The organism is Mesobacillus harenae, from assembly GCF_013343715.1.
GTDB lineage: Bacteria > Bacillota > Bacilli > Bacillales > Cytobacillaceae > Mesobacillus_A > Mesobacillus_A harenae.
Genome location: NZ_JABUNR010000001.1, coordinates 63,447 through 85,918 on the forward strand (window position 1 = coordinate 63,447; position 22,472 = coordinate 85,918).

A 22,472-nucleotide genomic window follows, 5' to 3' on the forward strand; every position below is an offset into this window, starting at 1 on the left:
AGAAGTACTTTCCGGGAGATTACCGAGTCTTTCTTTAAAAGATCAGGAGGTTATTGAAATTGAAATATTTCCTTGTTTTCGCTGTTATTTATACGCTATTAAAAAAAAGAAACCCTTTTACGTTTATAAAAAATGTTGAATTTCAATGGCCTCTTGTTATTTTAGTTAGCTTTGGGGTACAAATCGCTCTCGCCTTTATAACAATTGAGACAAGAGAGAAGTTTGAATTTATCCTTGTACTTACTTTTATTGGTATTACTATCGGTCTTCTAAAAAACAAAAGCATTGCAGGAGTAAAATGGATCGTAGTAGGAGCCATTTTAAACCTAACTGCTCTGATTCTTCATGGTGGTCTTATGCCTGTATCTGAAGCAGCATTAAAAAGTACGGGCCAGGATGGGGATTTAACTTTCGAAACTGATTCCCGCCATCAACTAATGCAAGGATCAATGGACTACTGGATATTGGGAGACTGGATTCCCGTTATTCGTTACGTCTTGAGTCCGGGGGACCTTATAGTTGGTATAGGAATTGTTATTCTTATTTACAAGAATTCCTCAACAAGAGAAGCATAGGTGAGAGAAAATGAAAGTGATAAATTGGTATACCATCAGCTTAGTCATAGTGGCAGCAATTTCGTTTGTAGCGGCTATTCCTGACATAAATTCCTCAAAACTTAAGGTTTTTATTATTATGACCGCGATTGTCATTATTCTAGAAATCTTTCCTATTAAACTTCCGAGCGGGGATCAATTTGCAGCCGGAAGCATTGGATATTTATTTTTGCTCATTTATGATGGATTTTCTTATGCTGTCCTAGCAATTTATTGTGCAACATTTGCCTATTATATAAAAAGCTTAAGAAGAGGAAGGATCCCAGTTATTCGCCTTTTGGTCACAATTGGCATGTATGTGGTATCCGTTCTTGCTTCTTTTCTGGTATGGAAGCTAACTTCCAATTACAATATATTATTTGCCGTTGGGATGACAGCGTTGGCTTTTGAATTGGTAAATCTGCTTCTTATTGAAGGAGTTCAGGCGACAGTATTCAAAAAGAAGATGTTCGTAAATATCAAAAAACAAGCAGCTGAACTGATTATTCCGCTTATTGTTTATATTGTGGTCATACCATTTTTAATGCTCTATAAATCGGATAAAGAATTGATTGTCCTGGTGTTATATACACTATTTTTCTTGCTTATTGTTGTTTTTTTCTCTCACGAATTTACAAAGCAGCTTTCACTTCGGAAGTCTACTTCAAGTGCCTTTATTCAAGTTTTAGAAGGGCGAATCGCTCCTTCGCTTTCAGGGCATGGAAACCGTGTTGGAATAATCATTGAAGCTCTTCTTGAAGACTTTGGGTATCCCAAGCGTAGCCGCAATGACTTGGTACAAGTCGCAGTTATTCACGATATTGGAAAAGCTTTGATTCCTTCTCAAATTTTTAATAAACGAGGGGATTTAACGTTGTCGGAAGAACGTGAATATCAAAGTCATTCGGAAAAAGCAGTACAGATTGTAAAAACAATGTTCCCAAAGGAGAAGATATCTGATTGGATTTTATTTCATCATGAACGATGGGATGGGAAAGGCTTTCCTATAGGTCTGCACCGAGAGGAAATACCATTGGAGTCACGAATTATTGCACTTTCTAACACGCTTGACCATATTATCTCGCGGCAAAAAGATCCAGAAACAATTTTAAATTTGCTGGATACTAAGTCAGGGACATTCTTGGACCCAAATTTAGTTAAAAAAGTAGAAATCCATCACATTGAAATGATTCTTGAGGAAATTAAAAATTTTCCATTTCATGAGGAATCTCCTCAAGGCGTTGAGAATTCCATAAATAAATCTTCTCAAAGAGAAACATATTCTAAGTTGGGAGAGTCTTTCTTTATATGTGTAGGCAAAGGGACGATCACTCCCCAAGAACAAAATCTTCCAGACAGCGTTCTTTATTCATTGGCCAATACGGCTAATGAACGTCAGGACGTAGTTCATGAAACGCTGGTACATAAAAATCGTACGTTAGATTTATATACTCAGCCTTTGGGTACCGGAAAAGCAACCATTTTTGTACACAATTTGACCCCTTTTCTAAACTATCGAAGGGATTTAGAAAAGAGCATTTTAGAGTCTTATAGTGAAATTGTTAAGACATTGTCTAATAATAAAATAATAGTTCAAACTTCAAAACCTGATTTGATAAAAGAACTAGGCGAATTTTTAGATAGTGTTACTATAAGGAAAAACTCAGATGTCCCAAAAAGCCGGGAAGTTATTAAAACTATTATTATTCATAATCCAGTTGAATTAGATTCAATGAAAGTGCAAATTGCGGTTACAGAAGCAGTGACAAATATCCTTAAACATGCAACAAATGGTGAACTATCTGTTTTTAAAAAGAAAGAAAAGCTGCAGTTTTTGATTTCTGATGAAGGTTCTGGTATACCTTTGCACGAAGTTCCAAAAACCATTCTTGTATCAGGGTATACAAGTAAAAGGTCATTAGGTCAAGGTTTTAAATTAATATCAAAATTTTCTGATGGTGTTCATATTTTTACTTCAGCAGAAGGTACAAGTATTTTAATCGAATATAATATTCTTCAAGATCGAAATAGTTAATCTTGTTTTACCGATAAAGTCTATTATTTAGAATAATATGAAGGGAGGAAGACTAATGAGTTTTAAAGGAAGAATAATAGGTTTAGTCCTGATTATTTTAAACGGTGTAAGTGGGATCTTATACACCTTTTACTATTCAGAAAGTATAGAGATGAAGAGTATCATTCTTATGGTAATCCAACTGCCTTTAGGATGGTACTTAGGTAAACAATTCGATAAAGTCCACTTCCTGAATAATAAACTCCAACAAATGGCTTATCATGATTATTTAACTGGCTTACCAAACAGAAGCATGTTAGCAAACTATTTTGAAACGGCCTTGTACAATAATAAATTAATGGGAATAATGTACATTGATTTAGATCGATTTAAATTTATTAATGACACAATGGGCCATGACATAGGGGATCAATTACTTATACAAGTCAGTAAGAGAATAAGTGAAAATGTGAGGGAAAGAGATGTCGTAGTACGCCAGGGAGGAGACGAATTCATTGTTTTGTTAGAGGATGTAAGCGAATCAGAGGTTAAAGAAATCGCTGAACTAATCATTCATCATTTTAATACTCCTTTTAGTTTACAAGGGAGGAACTACCTCACATCTCCGAGTATTGGTATTAGTATGTACCCTATTGATGGACAAGATTTAAATACACTTACAAAACATGCGGACACAGCAATGTATATGTCCAAAAAAAGAGGGAAAAACAACTATCACTTTTATATCCAGCAAGATGAAGATATCCTTAATAGGGCATTAAAATTGGAACGAGGGTTAAAGGCAGCCCTTGAAAACAATGAGTTTTCTATAAATTATCAACCCAAAGTGAATTTGGAAAATGAAAATATTTTTGCAGTTGAAGCTCTGCTGCGTTGGAATCATCCAGAAATGGGGTTCATTTCTCCACTTGAATTTATACCAATTGCAGAAGCGACTGGTATGATTTTGCCAATCGGGAATTGGGTATTAAAAGAAGCTTGTAAACAAAATAAATTGTGGCAAGAATCAGGTAGTTGGATAAAGATGAATGTAAATGTTTCTAATTTACAGTTTGAAGATCAATTCTTTGTTGAAAAAGTTAAAAGAGCTTTGACTGAAAGTCAATTAGCACCTGAATATTTAGGGTTGGAAGTTACAGAGAGTGTTATTGCAAATATTAGCCATTCTTCAGCAATCATACAGGAATTAAAAACATTAGGAATAAAAATTTCTATTGATGATTTTGGAACTGGCTACTCATCATTAAGTGTGCTAAACAATTTACCTATTGACGTTATAAAAATTGATAAATCATTTGTAGATGAAATGCTATTAAATCCAAATACAGCTTTAGTGGTAAAGACCATAATTGAAATGGGCAAAAATTTAAAGTTTGATTTAATTGCGGAAGGAATTGAGAATAAACAGCAAGCACAATTTTTAATTGAAAACGGTTGTATATATGGTCAGGGGTATTTTTACAGCCGGCCGCTTCCGGCTGTGGATGTTGAGAAGCTTCTTCCCAAAAATTATAATATGTATTTAGAGGATCTTGTAGTTGTTACTACGTGAAAGCTAATGATGGTAAATCACCGAGTTTCGGGTAATACCAGCCACCCACCCACCGTGAGCATACAACAGCCTTTTACAATCGTAACTTAGTTAATTCTTGACGAGATTACAAAAGTACTCGCCATCGATAAATTTTCCTTGAGTCAGAAGCATCGTAAGGCCGCTTAAATGGTCGTGACAGGTCGGTCTGTAAAAAAGGAAATCATTGAATTGCGGATCTTCTAACTGGAATGAAGCTTGGTCAAGATTTATTATGATGAAGGTATGGCAGCGGTGAGTGGAAACAAAAAGGTAATGAAGAGAATATATTAATTTAGCTAGTGTGTATCCTCAGTAAAAATACTAAGGGTATTCTTCTTTTATAACGTTTTTCCATTGTTATTTAAGGATGCCACAAGCTTGATATGCCCCACTTGATAAAGTACATATTAAGAAAAATCAGGAAGAAGAAACCTCATTTATCCAACTTGAAGAGATTGCAGGATTAATAAATTCTTGTGACCTACACGCTAGAATAGATAAACTGGGGTGGGATTTAATTTCGCGTACAGTCCCACCATATTTTAATATCTTTCCTACATACACTCATAATTGTATGTAAAAACAAAAGTTCATTTATAATCTTTACTAGAACCTTCATATTTTTTAATTTTTACTTTTTTAGCAAAGATTTGGCACTGACAGAACAGGCACTGGTTTGGGGAGAATATCATCCCAAATTAAATCATATGATCTTCTTAGTTATGACGATAGATATTAGATACTAAGGAGATGAGAATATGAGATTTGAGATGCAAAAAGCTAACCTGCTGGCTGAGAACATCAATCATTTTATTACATTTGTCGATAGGATCCAAAACAACCCTAGCTTTAGTTTAAATATAGATAAAATGTACCAAATTGAGCTTTTTATTGAGGAGTTTAAGTTTCAAGTCATTGCTGACGAACTTGTGAGAATAAACCGGTTTGATTGGGATGAAAAGTACACTAGTTTATTAGTAACTAGATTTAGGAAGGGTTTTAAGGTTATCGATGAATATGTTAATAGAAACTATAATGATTTATTCCTGCTTACAGCCAGGATCCACACATTAAACAATCTCAGCTTATCATTTAGCAGTTCACCTCATGCATGAGAAGGCAAAAAACCCGTAGGCCTAGGCTTACGGGTTTTTGTGTAGATTATTTATTTTGCCATTAATGCAGACTTTTTGAGAAAGTTGTCAAGGATTAGATTGCCAAATGGTATAAAGGCAACAGCGATCGCACTAATCACCCATTTTATCGACCATCTGATTTTAAAGGTGGTATAAGCAATGATGATTAGATAGAGAACAAACAAGAAACCATGCAGGGAGCCTACAAATGTTACGGCTTCAGGAAATCCTGCAGCGTATTTAAGCGGCATTGCTATGAACAAAAGGACTAGTAAAGAGAGTCCTTCCAGGAATCCCATCAAACGAAAACGACCTAAAGTTGTATTATTCATAGATTTTCCTTCTTTCTATAACAATATGAGTTTTGTCTAACAGTATTGTACCATTTTTGAATCTGACTTTCTTCTGTGATTTTGGAAATATAGCAACGAAGCACCGTTTTTAATATCAACAAGTACTAAGGCCGGATGAATTCTACGGAGACAAATTACTTTTGCCCGGCAACAAGTTTTAGCTGCTCTAAAAACTCATCTGCACTTTCAGCTGACATGAACTCGCCATCAACAATAGCGTAGGGAGAATGTTTACATTCCGTACATCTGCTCTGACAGTTGTATTCCTTGTATATAATGTTTTTTTGGTTGAAAAATGTATTGTAGGCTGGGAAATTTTCTTCAGTAAGAAAGCGGTCAAGGTTCTTTTCACAGAAATCAATTTTTGTTTCTTTTTGTTTTGAAAAAAGCCTTTTTATAAGTTTCATACACAACAACCTTTTTTATTTTTTCATGCACTATCATCTTACATTATAATAGAAACTTTCTATACTTGAATATGAAAAACCTAATTTTATGTTTTAGGTCCAAGATAAATTATTTGGAAATAGAGTCGACCTGGAGGTTTTTTGAATCGTCGTTGCAAACGGACGAAATTTGACAAAACTAACAACAAGTTACTTAAGTTTAATTTTGTTTCCTAATGTAAAGGATGGAAAAGAGGTGATCGTCATGAAATTATTATTAATCTTCGGCAGTATGGCTGCTCCGTTGCTAATGAGTTTTTCTCGAAAGGCTTGGCCTAAATCCCGCCCAGCGTTTAATCTTTTAGCAATCATAGCGGCGCTAGTCTTTGGGAATATTGCTTCGCTTGCCATTTACGAAATAATTCAGGATAACATGGTGTTCATGACCAATATTCATGGAATACTTCTTAATCCTTTTTTCTTGTTAACCGGAGCCTATCTTGGCGTTTATCTTGTATATAGATTGATTGTTTGGACATTCGAGGAGATATAAAATCGCGAATTTTGGTAAGTCAGATACTTTTTATAAAGGATGCGAAACGGATACCGTCTCCTGTTTAACTCTTAGTTTATAGAATTGTTGTGAGCCGCTCAATTAGTGAGCGGCTTTTTGCATTCGAATATCTCGAAGAGTATGTCTTTCTTATGAAAAAGTCACTAAAAGGAAGGAATGTCTTATTTTATTCAAATAAAAAGCATAAAAACTGCAAATTTATTTTTTAAATTATATCTAGGAGAAAAACAAACTTATAAACGGTTTCTTAACTTGGAGGTGCAATATTGAAAAACTGGTTATTATTGATTTTCGCTCTCGGTGTTATCACTTCTTTTCAACTAAATGCTTTTGCAGATGAAGGACATCCTGATAATGAGAATTCACCAAAGGCGACTGAGTCTTCTGGCGGGAATGAGCTAGAAGGAGTCGGAGAACATTCTGAAGGAGGCCATTTAAAAGAGGGACACGAAGGCAGCGAAGATAAGGAAGGAACCTCATTGGAAAATCACTCTGAATCAGCTGACCATGAAGATGATGACAGTCATGGAAGTGGAGATGGAAAACTAGACCATGGAGAAGACGGAAGTCACGATGAAGTAGACGCAAACCATGATGAACAAGGTGACCATGGCCATGCAGAGGAAAAAGCGGTAGAAGAGGGTCCAAATTTTCGTATTCTAGGTACGTTTGGAGCTATCAATCTTTCCTTCCTATTGATGGGAGTCTGGAATAAACGGATCAGAAGGAAAGGTGAATAAAATGTCCGTTCCTGAAAAAAAATTAAAAACAACTAAAGAATCGTTTAACCTGTTGTCCATCCCGATGATGAAAAGGTTCGTGAAAAGCAAATGGTATCCGGGAATCTTCCAATGGATGGTCTTCTTTGTATTTTCAATCATTGTCTTCGAATTAGTGGCTGGCACAGTGAGCCCACACAGTAATTTTGGTACCACAATGACCTGGGTGCTGTGGTGGCCGCTTATTCCGATTATTTTTATTGCAGCAGGCCGATTTTGGTGTGCAATTTGTCCTTTTGGAAAGTTGAGCGATATTGTGAGGAAGCTGGTCGGCAGCGAACGGCCTATGCCGAAGTTCTTAAGAAAGTATGGAATTTGGCTGATCGACATATTCTTTATCGGGATCACTTACAGCGACCATGTCTGGGGTATTGTTGAATCACCCCGCGGCTCGGGTTACCTGCTTCTTGGTCTTGTAACGATGGTAGTTGTTACTTCAGTTTATTATGAAAGACGGACATTTTGTAAGACCCTTTGCTTTCTGGGCGGTCTGGCCGGAAACTATTCTAGGGCAGGTGCTCTTGAACTAAGAGGCACACCGGAAGTATGCAAAACTTGCAAAACTCAGGCCTGTTTTAAAGGGAGTGAAATAGCAGAAGGCTGTCCAATGTTTCAGTTTCCAAGGACCATGGAGTCGAGCGCGGATTGCAATATATGCGGAAACTGTGTAAAGAACTGCCCGAATGATTCTATTCGGATTTCTATAAGAATCCCAACAAAAGAACTTTGGGGATTGAAGAATCCGAGATTAGAGCATGCATCACTTGCAGCCGTAATCATGGGAATTGTTTTTGTACAGAATATAACTATGCTTGAAATCTGGCAGGACATACTGGCAGCAATCGGCTCGGTAACAGGTACAGCAAATTATGTTGTGAATTTCACGATTGCCTTTATAATTTCAATGGCCTTGCCGATTCTGCTTTTAATAGGAACAGCCAAAATTGCATCTTATATGGGAATGGCCGAAAGTGTCAAAAAGAACTTTATCCGCTTTGGCTATGCTATTATTCCCTTGGATCTTGCCGGGCATCTGGGCCATAATCTATTCCATATTATTACCGAAGGAAAAGCCATTTGGTTTAATTCCGTTGCATTGTTTGGTGTGAGCTCTAACCAAGGAGATTTAAGTCTCGCCCCCACGTCGACCGTCCAGTTATTTCAATATGCAATTATTGTGATCGGATTGGCCGGTTCTGGCTATACAGCATACAGATTAGGAAAAAAGGATAGTTTCAAATCCATGCTGCCTTTTTACGCCTTACTAGTTCTGCTTGCTGTCATTAACATTTACTTATTCTCTTTACCTATGAACCATAGGGTACATTAAACAAATTGAACCTGTAACGGAATCCAAATAAGAGGACTCTTTTCTTTAAGCTGTTTTCTAGATGTTTTCTGTGAACTATAGTTTACCTAAGACCGCAACCGTTGCGGTCTTATTTTTTTGCTGCAATAAATTCATACGAACCCTTTCTTGGAGTAACACGTTCCAACTCTAGTGAAACGAATTTTAAGAAAATTTAATTTTTTATTGTAATTATTTTTCATTGGACTATAATAATACCTAACTAACGCTCATTAGGTGGTTTGATTATGGATACGAAAAGCAAAATAAGGGAAGTGGCTCTTAAGCTGTTTGCTGATAAAGGCTACGAACAAACATCCCTTTCAACGATTGCATCAGAGGTAGGCATTAAAACGCCATCTATTTACGCCTTTTTTAAAAGCAAGGAAGATTTATTTTTGACTATTTCTGAAGAAGTATTTATCCATCACTATGAATATATTCGGATGGTATCAGATGATTTGAATAATGAAACGGCAGAAAGAAAACTGCTTACTATTTTAGAGGAAATGTACAACTACCATCTTAAGGAAGAAACAAAGACGAACTTTTACCGCAGATTTATGATGTTTTCACCTGAAGGCCTTGATGGTCCAATAAAGGAAGCATTTATAAAATCAGATGTTCTGCTCTCCAGCATATTAAGTGAAATTTTCACTCAGGCAATCGAACAGAATGAAGTGAGGCCGCTTGAAGCAGATAAGTTGATAAATAGTTATTTATGCTTAATGGACGGCCTTTTCCTCCAGTTATTTTACTATTCAAAGGAGCCTGAAGCTCTGGAACGAAGATTAAGATCAAACTGGGAGATTTATTGGGCTGGAATAAAAAAGGAAGCAAGTGTACAGCTGAAAGAGCTTTTTTAATTTATCTACTTAGCAGAGGAGAAAAGTGATGAGATATCTGGATACGGAAGAGATTGAGAATATTGCAATCGGCGCCGCAGTATTAGGAACAGGCGGCGGCGGAGACCCATACATAGGCAAGATGATGGCGATTCAGGCTATTAAGAAATACGGGAAAGTTAAAATGATTACAATTGATGAACTTGAGGATGATGACTTGGTCGTTCCTGTTTCAACAATTGGGGCTCCGACGGTCGGCATTGAAAAAGTAGCTTCAGAGGAGGAGCTTACTGCTTCGCTCGATATGCTTGAGAAGGTGTTGGGGAAAAAGGCTAAAGCAATAATGCCAATTGAAATCGGGGGCAGCAATTCGCTTATACCGGTCGCGGCGGCAGCTAAAAAGGGTATCCCAGTGCTTGATGCTGATGCGATGGGCAGGGCTTTCCCGGAGGCTCAGATGGTTACATACCACCTGGATGGCCATTCTCCAGGTGCGGTTACAATGAGTGATGAAAAAGGAAATACACTTTTGATGTATCCCGTTGATGGCCAATGGTCCGAGCGATTTGCACGGGCGATCACGATCCAGATGGGCGGCTCGGCAAAAATGTGTGATTATGCGCTGGAAGGCATTCATGTCAAAAAGAGCGTAATTCCTAACACTCTGACATTAGCAGAGGATATTGGAAAAATTATTAGAGGCTCAAGGAAAAACGGGCTGAACCCGGTTAAGGAATTGTTAAATAAGATGCAAGGCTATCAATTATTCCAGGGAAAGGCGATTGATATTCGCCGACGTATCCAGGATGGCTTCACCAGAGGGGAAGCATTGCTGGAAGGCATTAGAGATGACAAAGACCGGAAACTGCGTTTATTTTTCCAAAATGAACATTTGCTGGCACTAGATGAAGATACGAATGAACCAGTTGCCATCACCCCTGATTTAATTGCAGTGCTGGATTTGGAAACAGGAGCTCCGATTACAACGGAAGGAATGAAGTATGGCGCCCGTGTCGTTGTTGTTGCATTTCCGTGTGACGCCAAATGGAGAACGCCAAAAGGGATTGAAACAGCTGGGCCAAGTTACTTTGGCTATCCATACGAATATCAACCGGTCGAGCAACTGGCCGAAAAAAGAAAGGGCTGTCTCGCATGAATTATCGTATAGGCATTGATGTTGGGGGGACGCATACTGATTCAGTCCTTCTCGATGGCAACCTAAAATGTGTATTTAAAATTAAAGTAGCAACAACCAAGGATGTTAGTACAGGAATAAATCAATCCGTTAAGGCGCTTCTGCAGGAAAGCAAGGTGGACCCTGCGAGCATTACCCATGCCATGCTCGGAACAACGCATTGCACTAATGCAATCGTAGAACGAAAAAACCTCACTAAGGTGGGAGTCATTCGTCTCGGTGCTCCCGCAACAACAGCGGTTCCGCCGCTTGCTGGCTGGCCAGAAGATATTCTTGAAAAAATTGGTACAAATATAAGCATTGTGTCAGGCGGGTACGAGTACGATGGCCGCATTATTGCAAACATTAATGAACAAGAGGTCCGGGAGGTTTGCAGACAATATAAAGGCAAGGTCCAATCCATTGCGATTGTCGGTGTATTCTCACCGGTAAACCAGGATCAGGAAAAACAAGTTGCAGAGATTGTGAAGCAGGAACTTGGCGATGATATCTACCTGTCCCTGTCTAACGAAATTGGCAGCGTTGGTTTACTTGAAAGAGAAAATGCAACAGTTCTGAATGCGGCCTTAAAAGAAACGGTCCGCAGCGTTGCAAACGGGTTTCGGGAAACGCTTGAGCAGGAGGGAATTAAAGCCAGAATTTACTTTGGCCAAAATGATGGGACGCTAATGACAAGTGAGTTTGCTCTCGAGTATCCGATTTTGACGATTGCGAGCGGACCAACTAACTCGATTAGAGGAGCGGCCCACTTAACTGGTCTAAAAGATGCGCTTGTAGTGGATATTGGCGGGACAACAACAGATATCGGTGTGCTGGTTAACGGATTTCCGAGGCAATCTTCACTCGCTGTAGATATCGGGTCGATCCGAACCAATTTTAGAATGCCTGACTTGCTGTCGTTTGGTCTTGGAGGAGGAACCGTTATTCGCCGGAACGAAGAGGGCATTACAATCGGGCCTGATAGCGTTGGTTACCTTTTGTCTGAAAAAGGTGTAATTTTTGGCGGAGATACGTTAACAACTACAGACGTTGCTGTTAAATTAGGAAAATATCAATTCGAGAATGCTAGAACCGAAGCCATTGAACATGAGCTGGCTGTTAAAGCAGACAGGCTAATGATGGAAATGCTTGAAGAGGCAATCGATCGGATGAAGACTAGCCAGGAGGATGTTCCGGTCATCCTTGTTGGGGGGGGAAGTATCCTCGTTTCTTCACAATTACAGGGAGTTGCAAAGGTATATCGTCCTGAAAATTATGATGCAGCAAATGCGATTGGAGCTGCTCTTGGCGAGGTTAGTGGAGAAACAGACAAAGTGTATTCACTGGAGAAAAAGTCGTATGAAGAAGTAATTGAAGATGCTAAACAAAATGCTATTAAAGCTGCAATTGCAGCTGGAGCTGCCCCTGAAACGATCAAAATTGTCCAGATGGAAGATATTCCGTTAGCATACCTGCCCGGCAACTCCATCCATGTAAAAGTAAAAGCAGCAGGGACACTGTCCTCAGAAGCCGCTTCGGTTACCAGGACATAATTTTTATTAGATGCAGGCGGATTACTAAAACGATTGATTGATAGAGGAAGGGTGGTGAATGGATGAGAGTCGCTACAGATGTTGGAGGAACGTTTACCGATTTGGTCTACATGACAGATGAAGGACAAATCGGTTTTGAAAAAAGCTCAACCACGCCTCCAAATTTCGAGCAAGGAGTGCTGGATGTACTTGAAAAGAGCCAAATTGCCTATGGGGATATTGAAACCTTTATTCATGGAACGACCGTCATCATAAACGCCCTGACTGAAAGAAAAGGAGTAAAAACCGGCCTGATAACAACAAAGGGATTTCGAGACGTTCTGGAAATCGGGCGCGGGAATCGTCCGGATTTGTTTAACGTGCGTTACCAAAAGCCTAAACCGATCATTCCCCGTTCTTTAAGAAGGGAAGTAAGTGCCCGTCTAAACTACAAAGGCGAGGTTTTACAAAGGCTGAAAAAAAACGAGCTTGAAGCGATTATCAAAGATTTCAGAGAAGCTCAAGTAGAAGCAGTTGCAGTTGTCTTCTTACACTCTTATAAAAATCCGGATCATGAAAAAGAAGCAGCGGATCTAATCAAACAATTATGGCCTGAGATATCGGTGACGGCTTCCCATGAAATTGTTCAGGAGTGGCGGGAATATGAGCGAACAAACACCACAGCCATGAACTCTTTTATAAAGCCAATCGCTGCTTCATATGTCGACAAACTCGACAAAAGCCTGTCTCAAAGAGGAGTTAAAGGCCAAAAGTATATTATGCAGTCTAACGGCGGCACTGCCCCATTCAGCCTAGCGAAAGACGCTCCTATTAATATGGTGGAAAGTGGTCCTGTTGCAGGAGTGTTCGGTGCAGCTATGCTAGGCAGCATTCTCAGCGAGGAAAATATAATAGCCTTTGATGTGGGCGGAACAACGGCCAAGTGTTCTCTAATTGAGCAGGGAAACGTAAAAGTTTCAACGGATTATTATATAGAAAAAACTGAGAAATGGGCTGGGTACCCTTTGAAGGTTCCGGTTGTAGATATTGTTGAAATAGGAAATGGTGGCGGGTCAATCGCCTGGCTCGAAACATCGGGCTCTATCCGAGTCGGCCCTCACTCAGCCGGTGCAGTTCCAGGTCCTGTTGCTTATGGCAGCGGAGGCACAGAGCCGACAATTACGGATGCAAACCTAGTAACGGGCCGGCTCTCACCGAATAACTTCGAACATCCTGTAGATATGGTGAAGGTACAAGACGTGATTCGTGAAAAAATAGCAGAACCTTTTGGTGTGACAGTTGAGGAGGCGGCCTTGGGAATTATCAGGGTAGCGAATTCCAATATGCTGAATGCCCTTAAGCTAATCTCAGTAAGAAAAGGTTATGATCCCCGTGACTTTACTATGGTTGCTTTTGGAGGAGGAGGGCCCTTGCACTCCTCTTTCCTGGCAGGAGAACTTGGGATTCGGAAAGTGATTATTCCAGCAGCTTCAGCAGTATTTTCAGCCTGGGGCATGCTGATGACTGACTTGCGCCAGGATACAATTCAAACATACATCCAAAGATTTGATACAGCTGATCCCGGCCGTTTAAACAAAGAGTGGAGTATACTCGAAAAACAGGCAATGGACAGGTATAAAGAGGATGGTTTGAATGAACAAAAAGTTGTCTTTGCCAGATATGCAGATATTAGATACATAGGCCAGGAGCATGCGGTGAAGGTGCCGGTGCCAGGAGGGATCTGGGAGACAGACACATTGAATCTGATAAATGAATCTTTCCACGATCTTCACGAAAAAACATACACCTTTAGGCTACAGGATACAGGAATCGAGTTTGTCGGCCTCCACTTAACTGCTTTTGGACGGGTAAACCGTCCGCCTTTAAAACAGCTTGATAGCTCTAACAAAAAAGCTGCAGAAGCAGGGTGCACAAGGGACGTTTTTTTTGAGGAGAGAGGCTGGCTGGAGACAAAAGTCTATAAAAGAAGTGAACTGAACCCTGACATGAGAATGGATGGGCCTGCGATTATCGAGGACAGGATGTCTTCTGTACTTGTATATCCCAATCAGCATTTAAAAGTTGATCTATATGGAAATCTGATTATTTTCATAGGGGGTGGGTTAGGTGCTTGAGAAACAGCCAGACGCATTCACTCTTGAGATTGTGAAAGATTCCTTGGTTTCCATCAGTGAAGAGATGTTTCATACTCTCGGGAAAACTTCGATGAGTCCAATTATTTACGAGGTGTTAGATTATGCCACAGGCATTACAGATCCTCAAGGATACTTGCTTACCCAAGGAAATGGTGTTGCCGGTTTTATAGGAATGGTCAGCTCAATGGTTCAGGAAACGGTAAAGAAATACGGCTGCAGCCTTTTGCCTGGTGATATTGTCATCATAAATGACCCATATAATGGCGGTGGATCTCATTTATCAGACGTTGGTCTAGTTGCTCCGATTTTTTTCGATGGTGAACTGGTTGGATTTTCTGCCAGCAAGGCCCATTGGACAGAAGTCGGAGGCAAGGACTCTGGTTCGTTTACAAATGACTCAACCGATATTTATCAGGAGGGCCTGCAGTTTCCTTGTATAAAGCTATTTAATGAAGGAGTAATCAATCAGGCATTGCTCGAGATGATTCAGGCAAATGTCCGCTTTCCAGATTTATCAGTCAGTGATATGTGGGCACAAGTTGCTTCGCTACGGATCGGAGAAAAAAGATTCCAGGAAGTATGCGTGAAATATGGAAAACAGACTGTTCAAGAAACTAGTAAATATATTTTGAATCAAGGAGAGAAGGTTTCTAAAAAGGTTGTCCAATCTCTTCCAAATGGGGAGTATTTTGCGGAGGATTTTATTGATACTGATGGGATTGGCCACGGGCCTTTTAAAGTGAGGGTTAAGGTTACGATCTCTGATGACCGATTTGTCTGTGATTTTAGGGGAAGTCATCCTCAAGTTCCAGGTCCAGTAAATTGTTCCTATACCACATTGGTATCAGACGTCAGGACTGTTTTCTTGGCAATTACGAATGAAGATCATCATATTAACGATGGTGTGTTTCGGCCGCTGGAAATCATAACGGATCCTGGTTCGATTTTTTCCTGTGAGCGCCCTGCGCCAATGTCAATTTACTGGGAGAGCGGGTCAATGGGAGGGGACTTGGTCTGGAAGGCACTGGCATCTGTCCTGCCGGAAAAACTGGGAGCAGGTCATTTTCTCTCAGTGTGTTCCGTCACCCTTTCCGGAAAGCATCCTGATACGTTAGAGCCCTTTTTAATCGTTGAGCCTTCTGTCGGCGGTTGGGGAGCCAGTAATAATGAGGATGGTACAAGGGGACAATTTTGCATAGGAGATGGGGAAACCTACAATATGCCAGTTGAAATAGCTGAAGCCCGCTATGGAATTCTCGTTGACGAATACTCTCTTCACACTGATGGAGCGGGAGCCGGTGAATTTATCGGCGGTGCTGGAGTCGTTCGAAGCTATCAAGCTTTGACTGATGGACAGAGCCTATCTGTCTCGTTCGGCCGGCATGATCATGTACCATGGGGCTTATCAGGCGGACATAACGGGTCAGGAAATCATTTTTTCATAGAAAAGCAAAACGGAGAAACAGATGGCCCGTATGGAGTTTATGCACGTTATCCGCTGAATAAAGGGGACAAAGTCAAATTAATTACGGGAACAGGCGGCGGCTATGGCAGTCCGCATGACCGTGACATCGGCCTAGTGATCGAAGACGTAAAAAACGGCTATATAACGATTAGGCAGGCAGAGGATATTTATGGAGTGTTGCTAGACGACCATCTGAATCTCAAAGGATTGGCAAGGCAAAGTTAGGTAGCCTGCCGGTTTTTAAAAAACTATCAAAATATAACAACTGAATTCTATTATAATAGTAAATATATCCAAATTTATACGGATGCCATAACATGGAGTTTGTTAATAAATATACAAAAATATTAATAATCGGATTGTGGAATAATAGATTTTATGATTTAATTTTAATAATCTCCAACATATGATTCTCATATTTATTCATAATTCCTTGATTCTTAATCCGGAAGGCAGCAAACCACGCCTGCTATTTTCTCAAAATTAAGGATATTTTAATTTTTCAACTAAGTCACAATGTAAAACCTATATAAACTAAAAAAATTGGGGGAAGAAAAATGAACACGAAACACAAACCATGGTATGCAATAGTGTTAGTAAGTTTGTTCTTGCTGTTATCTGCCTGTTCAAATGACAAGCCGGCTAAAGAAGCGGATACAGCTGCTGAAGGGCAGCCAGCAGGCGGCATTGCTGTATACGGCTCACACGATGACATTATGACATTCTGGGATCCGAGTGACAGCTATTCAAATGAAATCATTGCAATGAACAATATGTATGAGACACTGCTTCGTTATGATACTAAAGACGAAAGCTTCAAAAACATACTAGCTGAAACGTATAATGTTTCCGATGATGGCCTTACATGGACATTTACACTAAGGAAAGATGTTAAGTTTCATACAGGAAATGATTTGACAGCTGAAGCTGCCAAAGCTTCTATTGAGCGCACAATTGAAAGAGGCAAGGGCGCAGCATTTATTTGGGACCCGGTTGAGGAGATTAACGCCAAGGATACCCACACATTGGAGTTCAAGCTAAGCTATCCAGCTGCACTTGACACAATTGTTTCATCTGGTTATGCAGCATTTATTTTCGATGCAGCAGCTGCTGAAGAAAATGGTGGTGAAGAATGGTTTAATGAAGGGAATTCTGCAGGAACCGGCCCTTACAGCCCAGAAAAGTGGGATCGCGGCAGCCAGCTAATTCTTGATTCTTTTGATGAATACTGGGGTGAGTGGGAAGCAGACCAATACCAGAAGGTAGTGTTCAAAACGATTCAGGAAGCCAATACACGCTTGCAAATGGCTAAAGGCGGCGAACTTCAGTTTGTCAGCCAGCTTCCAAATGAATTAATAAAATCAGTTGAAGAAGCGGATGGTGTATCCGTTCATGAGACAGAGAGCTTCCAGCAGCTTGTTATGATGTTTAACACAGAGGCAGGTCCGCTAAAGGACTCAAAAGTACGCCAGGCTCTCGCTTATGCGATTCCATATGACAATATCATTCAGGATGTATTAGGCAATACAGCAACCCAGTCGTTCGGCAGTATCCCAGCAGGACTTTGGGGCCATGACAGCAGCTTGCATCAATACAATCAAGATCTTGATAAAGCAAAGCAGCTTTTGGAAGAAGCAGGAGTTGATGGCGGAGAGCTGACACTTACCTATGTGTCTTCAGATGAAGAAGAGCGCCAAATCGCTGAGCTGCTGAAAATCGAACTTGCTAAAATTGGCTTTGAATTAGAATTAAAAGGTATGCTCTGGGACGCGCAGTGGGATATGTCCAAAGCTACCAATCCAGAAGAGCGTCAGGATATCTTACTTATGTACTGGTGGCCAGATTATGCAGACCCATACTCTTTCATGAAAAATCTGTACGCTTCTGAGGATGAAATTGTGTTTAATTTAGCTTATTACAAAAATGAGCAATACGATCAGCTCGTTGACGAAGCCCAGGAAGTTGCCGGTGTCGACAGAGACAAAGCGATTGAACTTTATAAGCAAGCCCAACAAATTTTAGTTGAAGAGGTCCCTGGTCTTTCCTTGTATGATAGAAAATACATCCGTGTTATAAATGACAGCTTTGGCGGATACGAAGATAACCCGGCTTATCCGAATGTTGTATTCTTCCACGACACGTATAAAAAGTAGGTGCTCATGAATGATTCGCTTTTTAATCCGCAGAATTCTGCTTGGAATATTTGTATTGTTCGGTGTATCACTTATTACTTTTCTGATAGCACGTGTAATCCCATCTGAACCTGCGGCCCGTTGGATCGGGCCGCGGGCAACTGCTGAACAGATCGCCGCTGCAAAAGTTGAGTTAGGGCTAAATCAGCCACTCTTTATGCAATACATTAACTATATAAAAGGTTTATTTACTGGCGACTGGGGAGTATCAATTACTTCCCATCAGCCCGTTTTAAAGGAGCTCTTGATTTTTCTTCCATCAAGCCTTGAAATCATCCTTGGAGGAATGCTTATCGCATTGATAGTCGGCATTCCTCTTGGTGTTTTAACTGCCGTTTACAAGGAGACATGGATAGATCATCTATCGCGCGGAATAAGCATTGGAGGGGTATCGATTCCTGCTTTCTGGCTTGCGATGATTTTACAATTAATTTTTTATCAGTACCTTGGCTGGTTTCCGCTGGGGGAAAGAGTATCAACAGAAACAGCGTTGCTCTATCCCATTGAGACAATAACAGGATCCAATTTAATCGATTCAGCAGTACAGGGAAACTGGGTTTATTTTTCCGATGCTCTTAACCATTCGATCCTGCCGATGCTTACGATGGCTGCCTTTCCTTTAGGGGTCGTTACACGGATGACCCGCTCTTCAATGCTTGAAGTGGTGGGTGAGGAGTATATGCGCGTGACAAAAGCATTTGGCTTTTCAAGCGGAGTCCGCACTTTTAAATATGCGTTAAAAAATGCTATGGGCCCAACGATTACTTCATTAGGGTTAACGTTTGCCTATGCATTAACAACTACTTTTTTAATCGAGTCCGTTTTTACCTGGCCAGGTCTAGGCTTATACACATCGAATGCGATATTGTCTTCAGATTACCCAGTGATAATGGGAGTGACAATATTCGTTACAGCAGCCTACTTAATCGTCAACTTACTGGTTGATATTACACTGGCAATTTTGGATCCACGAATTAAAGTAAATGTGGAATAAGGAGGAAGTAATAGATGGACTTAAAAACTAATATAACTCCTCCTCCGTCGATGGAGAAGATCGGTTCCAAATCCACACTCAGCAATTCTGCTTTTTTAGCAGAAATTCGTTACTTTTTTAAGATGAATAAACTAGCCTTTTTAGGATTTATTATCATTGTCACACTCATTTTGCTGGCGTTGCTGGCTCCGTTAATCATTCCATATCCAAACGATGTTGCTTTAGAAACCCATGTTGAGAATAAGCTTCAGCCTCCTAGCGCAGACCACTGGTTTGGTACAGACGAGCTTGGGAGAGATTTGTTCAGCAGGGTAATCTACGGTACTCGAGTATCTTTTCAAATAGGTTTGATAGCAATTGGCCTCGCCGTCTTAATTGGGATTCCGCTAGGACTAATTGCAGGATATTTCGGCAGGTGGGTTGATGAAGTGATCATGAGGATAAGTGATGTTTTCTTGAGCTTCCCTCCATTATTGCTTTCAATAGCAATAGCTGCCCTGTTAGGACCTTCACTGACGAATCTAATGATCGCGATTTCGATTTCATGGTGGCCATGGTATACAAGGCTGATTCGGGGCCAGGTTGTGTCACTTAGAGAACGCGGGTTTGTCGAAGCGGCGCAAGCTATGGGTGTTCCATCCTGGAAGGTTATTGCCCGTCATATTCTCCCCAACAGTATGGCTCCAGTAATTGTCCAAATTTCAATGGATTTTGGTTCGATAATTTTAACAGCAGCGTCACTTAGCTTTTTGGGACTGGGGGCTCAGCCGCCATTACCAGAATGGGGTCTGTTAATCAATATCGGACGTAATTTCTTTTTAACAAATTGGTGGTACGTAACGTTCCCGGGTTTGTTTATTTTCATTTCAGTAATGGCCTTTAATTTATTTGGTGATGGTTTAAGAGATTATCTGGATCCAAAGACTCGAGATTCATAATGGAGGGAACAAACGCGTGGATGTTCTGTTAGACATGAAAAACGTCAAAGTTGATATTAAAACCCGTTCTGGAACATTTGCAGCCCTGGACCTTGAGCACTTATGGATAAATCGGGGTGAAACCGTGGCACTGGTCGGTGAAACTGGATCTGGAAAATCAATGACAGCATCAGCGATCATGAAGCTATTTCCAACCAACAAAGCAAAGATCACGAATGGGGAAATACTTTTTGAAGGACAAGATCTTGTTTCTTGGTCTGAAAGGAAAATGGAAAAGGTTCGCGGCAAGTCAATGACGATGATCTTTCAGGATCCGATGAGTTCATTGAATCCGGTTTTTCCGATCGGCGAGCCTATGGTCAGGATGATTTGCAAGCATCTTGGAGTAGGTAAAAAGGAGGCCAAAAAGACTGCGATTGAAGCGCTGTCGTTTGTTGGGCTTCCTGATCCAAAGGGGATGATGAAGCGCTACCCCCATGAATTGAGCGGAGGCCAGAGGCAGCGTGTAATGATCTCCATGGCAATGGCATGCAAGCCAAAACTGTTAATAGCAGATGAACCAACGACAGCCTTAGACGTTACGATCCAGCTGCAAATTTTATACTTAATTAACCAGATGAAGGAAAAGCAAGGAACTTCCATATTGTTCATAACACATAACCTGAGTGTAGTCTCTCATATTGCTGATCGGATCGCCATTATGTATGGCGGACGAATTATTGAAACGGGGCGAACGAAGGAAGTGTTCCGTTCTCCAAGGCATCCTTATACCAAGATGCTAATCGACGCAATTCCTAGTGTGACCAATGATCGCGAGCGGCTACCTGTGATTGAGGGTATGATTGACCGATCCATTGAAGGCTGTCCGTTTGCTAACCGCTGTCCAAAGGCAAGGCGGGAGTGCAGCACTCAAGGCATGCCAAAACTAGAAGGGTCCAGCCAGGATCATATGGCTGCCTGTTTTTTTCCGCTAGAGGAGGTGCCAGCACTTGTCTGAGCTTATAGAAGTTAAAAATTTAAAAAAGTACTTTCCAGTTAGAAAAGGTTTATTTGGGAAGAAACATTTTGTCCATGCTGTCGATGACATAACGTTTTCTATTAAGCAGGGTGAATGCTTCGGCCTGGTTGGAGAGTCAGGCTGCGGTAAGAGCACATTATCCAGAACAATCCTGCGCAGCTACAATCCAACGGAAGGTACGATCACTTTTTCAAATAAAGATCTGTTTAGCTTAAATAAACAAGATGAAAAACAAAGCCGCAAAGATATCCAAATGGTTTTCCAGGACCCATACTGGTCGGTGAATCCGAAAATGACAATCGGTTCAATTATCGAAGAACCGATCGTAACCCACTTAAAGCTTACGAAAAAGGAAAGAGAGGCAGAGGCAAAGCGTTTGCTCCATGAAGTTGGCCTTTCGCCTGATTTTTACTCGCGCTACCCGCACCAGCTGAGCGGGGGCCAGAGGCAAAGAGTAGGAATTGCCCGGGCAATTGCCCTTAATCCGAAACTGATTATTTTGGATGAGCCCACTTCTGCACTTGATATGTCAGTGCAGGCTCAAATTTTAAACTTATTGAAGGACCTGCAGCGGTCAAAAGGCTTTACGTACCTGTTCATCTCACACGACTTAAGTGTCATCAAGCATATGTGCTCCAGGTTAGCGGTCATGTATCTTGGTGAAATCGTTGAAATGGGAGAAGCTTCTAAAATATTCAAGAAGCCGGAACATCCTTATACGAAGCTTTTATTCAATTCCCTTCCAACTCTTGAACAGACCGACTTTACCCTTTCCATGTTTGAAGGGGAGATGCCAAAAGCAATTGATCCTCCGAAGGGCTGTCGGTTTGCTTCACGATGTAAATATGCCGTGGATGCCTGTTCAAAGAAGCAAGAGCTTTTCTTTATCAATGAGGAGAGTAGCCACCAGGTTCGCTGCCATTTGCTGAAATAGGACTAAAACATATGGATAGCCGTACTGACTCTTTGAGCAGTACGGTTTTTTATTGTTAGGAAATTAAAAGGTTACCAAGTTATGTATAATCATATGCGTTGTCTAAGGTCAGCTCCCGCATTTAGCCAGTTTTCCAATGATTGAACCTCCCCCGATGATCTTGCAAGGAGCTGATAGGCTTCGAACAGCTCGAGCGTGTACGAATCACTTCCACATTCGGACTTGGGGTAGCCAATCCCAGCTTGAGCTGTCCGAATCAGCCCCGCATTCGGACTCGGGGTAGCCAATTCCCGCTTAAGCTGTCCGAATCAGCCCCGCATTCGGACTCGGGGTAGCCAGTTCCCGCTTAAGCTGTCCGAATCAGCCCTCGTATTCTACTTCCAGCACTCATTTCCTGCATTCTCTGTCTACTCAAAACCGCAGAACGGATTTACCACAGGAGTCCTT

Annotated in this window: 19 protein-coding genes; 17 read left to right on the forward strand and 2 right to left on the reverse strand. The window is 40.8% G+C overall.

The window, feature by feature from the left end; translation table 11 throughout:
- The first annotated feature begins 59 nt into the window (after positions 1–59).
- The 4 genes from HRJ06_RS00305 (at position 60) to HRJ06_RS00320 (ending at position 5,316) form a co-directional block, all read left to right on the forward strand.
- Positions 60–575, forward strand: coding sequence for a DUF5317 family protein (locus HRJ06_RS00305; protein ID WP_174727000.1), 516 nt, complete (start codon positions 60–62; stop codon positions 573–575).
- Positions 576–783: 208 nt separating this feature from the next.
- On the forward strand, positions 784–2,628 hold the full coding sequence (locus HRJ06_RS00310) for an HD domain-containing phosphohydrolase (RefSeq protein WP_174727003.1): 1,845 nt from the start codon (positions 784–786) through the stop codon (positions 2,626–2,628).
- Positions 2,629–2,683: 55 nt separating this feature from the next.
- Positions 2,684–4,180 carry a putative bifunctional diguanylate cyclase/phosphodiesterase gene (locus tag HRJ06_RS00315; RefSeq protein ID WP_174727006.1) on the forward strand — a complete coding sequence of 499 codons (1,497 nt, stop codon included), beginning with the start codon at positions 2,684–2,686 and terminating at the stop codon, positions 4,178–4,180.
- Between the two features lie 779 nt (positions 4,181–4,959).
- Positions 4,960–5,316 (forward strand): hypothetical protein, encoded by a 357-nt coding sequence (locus HRJ06_RS00320; protein ID WP_174727009.1) that lies wholly within the window; start codon positions 4,960–4,962, stop codon positions 5,314–5,316.
- Positions 5,317–5,366: 50 nt separating this feature from the next.
- Here the strand turns inward: HRJ06_RS00320 and HRJ06_RS00325 are convergent, their stop codons facing one another.
- Positions 5,367–5,669, reverse strand: a complete 303-nt coding sequence (locus HRJ06_RS00325; protein ID WP_174727012.1) for a DUF3817 domain-containing protein — start codon at positions 5,667–5,669, stop codon at positions 5,367–5,369.
- 155 nt (positions 5,670–5,824) lie between these two features.
- Complete coding sequence (locus tag HRJ06_RS00330) at positions 5,825–6,097, reverse strand: DUF1450 domain-containing protein (protein ID WP_174727015.1); 273 nt, start codon at positions 6,095–6,097, stop codon at positions 5,825–5,827.
- Between the two features lie 244 nt (positions 6,098–6,341).
- Between HRJ06_RS00330 and HRJ06_RS00335 the strand changes: the two genes are divergently transcribed.
- From HRJ06_RS00335 to HRJ06_RS00395, 13 genes are all read left to right on the forward strand, one after another.
- Positions 6,342–6,629, forward strand: a complete 288-nt coding sequence (locus HRJ06_RS00335; RefSeq protein WP_174727018.1) for a transposase — start codon at positions 6,342–6,344, stop codon at positions 6,627–6,629.
- Between the two features lie 287 nt (positions 6,630–6,916).
- Positions 6,917–7,390, forward strand: a complete 474-nt coding sequence (locus tag HRJ06_RS00340; protein ID WP_174727020.1) for an ICP22 family protein — start codon at positions 6,917–6,919, stop codon at positions 7,388–7,390.
- A 1-nt stretch (position 7,391) separates the two neighbouring features.
- A complete protein-coding gene (locus HRJ06_RS00345; protein ID WP_174728076.1) occupies positions 7,392–8,759 on the forward strand; it encodes a 4Fe-4S binding protein in 1,368 nt (455 codons plus the stop codon).
- A 266-nt stretch (positions 8,760–9,025) separates the two neighbouring features.
- Positions 9,026–9,643, forward strand: coding sequence for a TetR/AcrR family transcriptional regulator (locus HRJ06_RS00350; RefSeq protein WP_174727023.1), 618 nt, complete (start codon positions 9,026–9,028; stop codon positions 9,641–9,643).
- Between the two features lie 28 nt (positions 9,644–9,671).
- Positions 9,672–10,778, forward strand: coding sequence for a DUF917 domain-containing protein (locus tag HRJ06_RS00355; protein ID WP_174727026.1), 1,107 nt, complete (start codon positions 9,672–9,674; stop codon positions 10,776–10,778).
- Positions 10,775–12,349, forward strand: a complete 1,575-nt coding sequence (locus HRJ06_RS00360) for a hydantoinase/oxoprolinase N-terminal domain-containing protein (protein WP_174727029.1) — start codon at positions 10,775–10,777, stop codon at positions 12,347–12,349. The genes HRJ06_RS00355 and HRJ06_RS00360 overlap by 4 nt, the downstream gene beginning before the upstream one ends.
- A gap of 62 nt (positions 12,350–12,411) precedes the next feature.
- The gene (locus HRJ06_RS00365; protein WP_174727031.1) at positions 12,412–14,463 is read left to right on the forward strand and encodes a hydantoinase/oxoprolinase family protein; all 2,052 of its coding nucleotides are present in this window, start codon (positions 12,412–12,414) and stop codon (positions 14,461–14,463) included.
- Entirely contained in the window at positions 14,456–16,174 is a 1,719-nt protein-coding gene (locus HRJ06_RS00370; protein WP_174727033.1) for a hydantoinase B/oxoprolinase family protein, read from the forward strand. Before HRJ06_RS00365 ends, HRJ06_RS00370 begins: the two co-directional genes overlap by 8 nt.
- Before the next feature lie 332 nt (positions 16,175–16,506).
- Positions 16,507–18,102 carry an ABC transporter substrate-binding protein gene (locus HRJ06_RS00375; RefSeq protein ID WP_174727036.1) on the forward strand — a complete coding sequence of 532 codons (1,596 nt, stop codon included), beginning with the start codon at positions 16,507–16,509 and terminating at the stop codon, positions 18,100–18,102.
- 10 nt (positions 18,103–18,112) lie between these two features.
- The gene (locus HRJ06_RS00380; protein WP_174727039.1) at positions 18,113–19,135 is read left to right on the forward strand and encodes an ABC transporter permease; all 1,023 of its coding nucleotides are present in this window, start codon (positions 18,113–18,115) and stop codon (positions 19,133–19,135) included.
- A 14-nt stretch (positions 19,136–19,149) separates the two neighbouring features.
- Complete coding sequence (gene nikC, locus HRJ06_RS00385) at positions 19,150–20,073, forward strand: nickel transporter permease (protein WP_197969796.1); 924 nt, start codon at positions 19,150–19,152, stop codon at positions 20,071–20,073.
- Between the two features lie 16 nt (positions 20,074–20,089).
- Positions 20,090–21,070 carry an oligopeptide/dipeptide ABC transporter ATP-binding protein gene (locus HRJ06_RS00390; protein ID WP_174727041.1) on the forward strand — a complete coding sequence of 327 codons (981 nt, stop codon included), beginning with the start codon at positions 20,090–20,092 and terminating at the stop codon, positions 21,068–21,070.
- The gene (locus HRJ06_RS00395; RefSeq protein WP_174727044.1) at positions 21,063–22,025 is read left to right on the forward strand and encodes an ABC transporter ATP-binding protein; all 963 of its coding nucleotides are present in this window, start codon (positions 21,063–21,065) and stop codon (positions 22,023–22,025) included. Before HRJ06_RS00390 ends, HRJ06_RS00395 begins: the two co-directional genes overlap by 8 nt.
- Positions 22,026–22,472: the final 447 nt, after the last annotated feature.

Bases quoted from the DNA above. Each gene is read 5' to 3' on its own strand.
- HRJ06_RS00335 (WP_174727018.1), top strand. From the start codon at position 6,342: ATGAAATTATTATTAATCTTCGGCAGTATGGCTGCTCCGTTGCTAATG.
- HRJ06_RS00350 (WP_174727023.1), top strand. From the start codon at position 9,026: ATGGATACGAAAAGCAAAATAAGGGAAGTGGCTCTTAAGCTGTTTGCT.
- HRJ06_RS00380 (WP_174727039.1), top strand. From the start codon at position 18,113: ATGATTCGCTTTTTAATCCGCAGAATTCTGCTTGGAATATTTGTATTG.
- HRJ06_RS00345 (WP_174728076.1), top strand. From the start codon at position 7,392: ATGTCCGTTCCTGAAAAAAAATTAAAAACAACTAAAGAATCGTTTAAC.
- HRJ06_RS00360 (WP_174727029.1), top strand. From the start codon at position 10,775: ATGAATTATCGTATAGGCATTGATGTTGGGGGGACGCATACTGATTCA.
- nikC (WP_197969796.1), top strand. From the start codon at position 19,150: ATGGACTTAAAAACTAATATAACTCCTCCTCCGTCGATGGAGAAGATC.
- HRJ06_RS00330 (WP_174727015.1), bottom strand. From the start codon at position 6,097: ATGAAACTTATAAAAAGGCTTTTTTCAAAACAAAAAGAAACAAAAATT.
- HRJ06_RS00365 (WP_174727031.1), top strand. From the start codon at position 12,412: ATGAGAGTCGCTACAGATGTTGGAGGAACGTTTACCGATTTGGTCTAC.
- HRJ06_RS00315 (WP_174727006.1), top strand. From the start codon at position 2,684: ATGAGTTTTAAAGGAAGAATAATAGGTTTAGTCCTGATTATTTTAAAC.
- HRJ06_RS00355 (WP_174727026.1), top strand. From the start codon at position 9,672: ATGAGATATCTGGATACGGAAGAGATTGAGAATATTGCAATCGGCGCC.
- HRJ06_RS00320 (WP_174727009.1), top strand. From the start codon at position 4,960: ATGAGATTTGAGATGCAAAAAGCTAACCTGCTGGCTGAGAACATCAAT.
- HRJ06_RS00375 (WP_174727036.1), top strand. From the start codon at position 16,507: ATGAACACGAAACACAAACCATGGTATGCAATAGTGTTAGTAAGTTTG.
- HRJ06_RS00325 (WP_174727012.1), bottom strand. From the start codon at position 5,669: ATGAATAATACAACTTTAGGTCGTTTTCGTTTGATGGGATTCCTGGAA.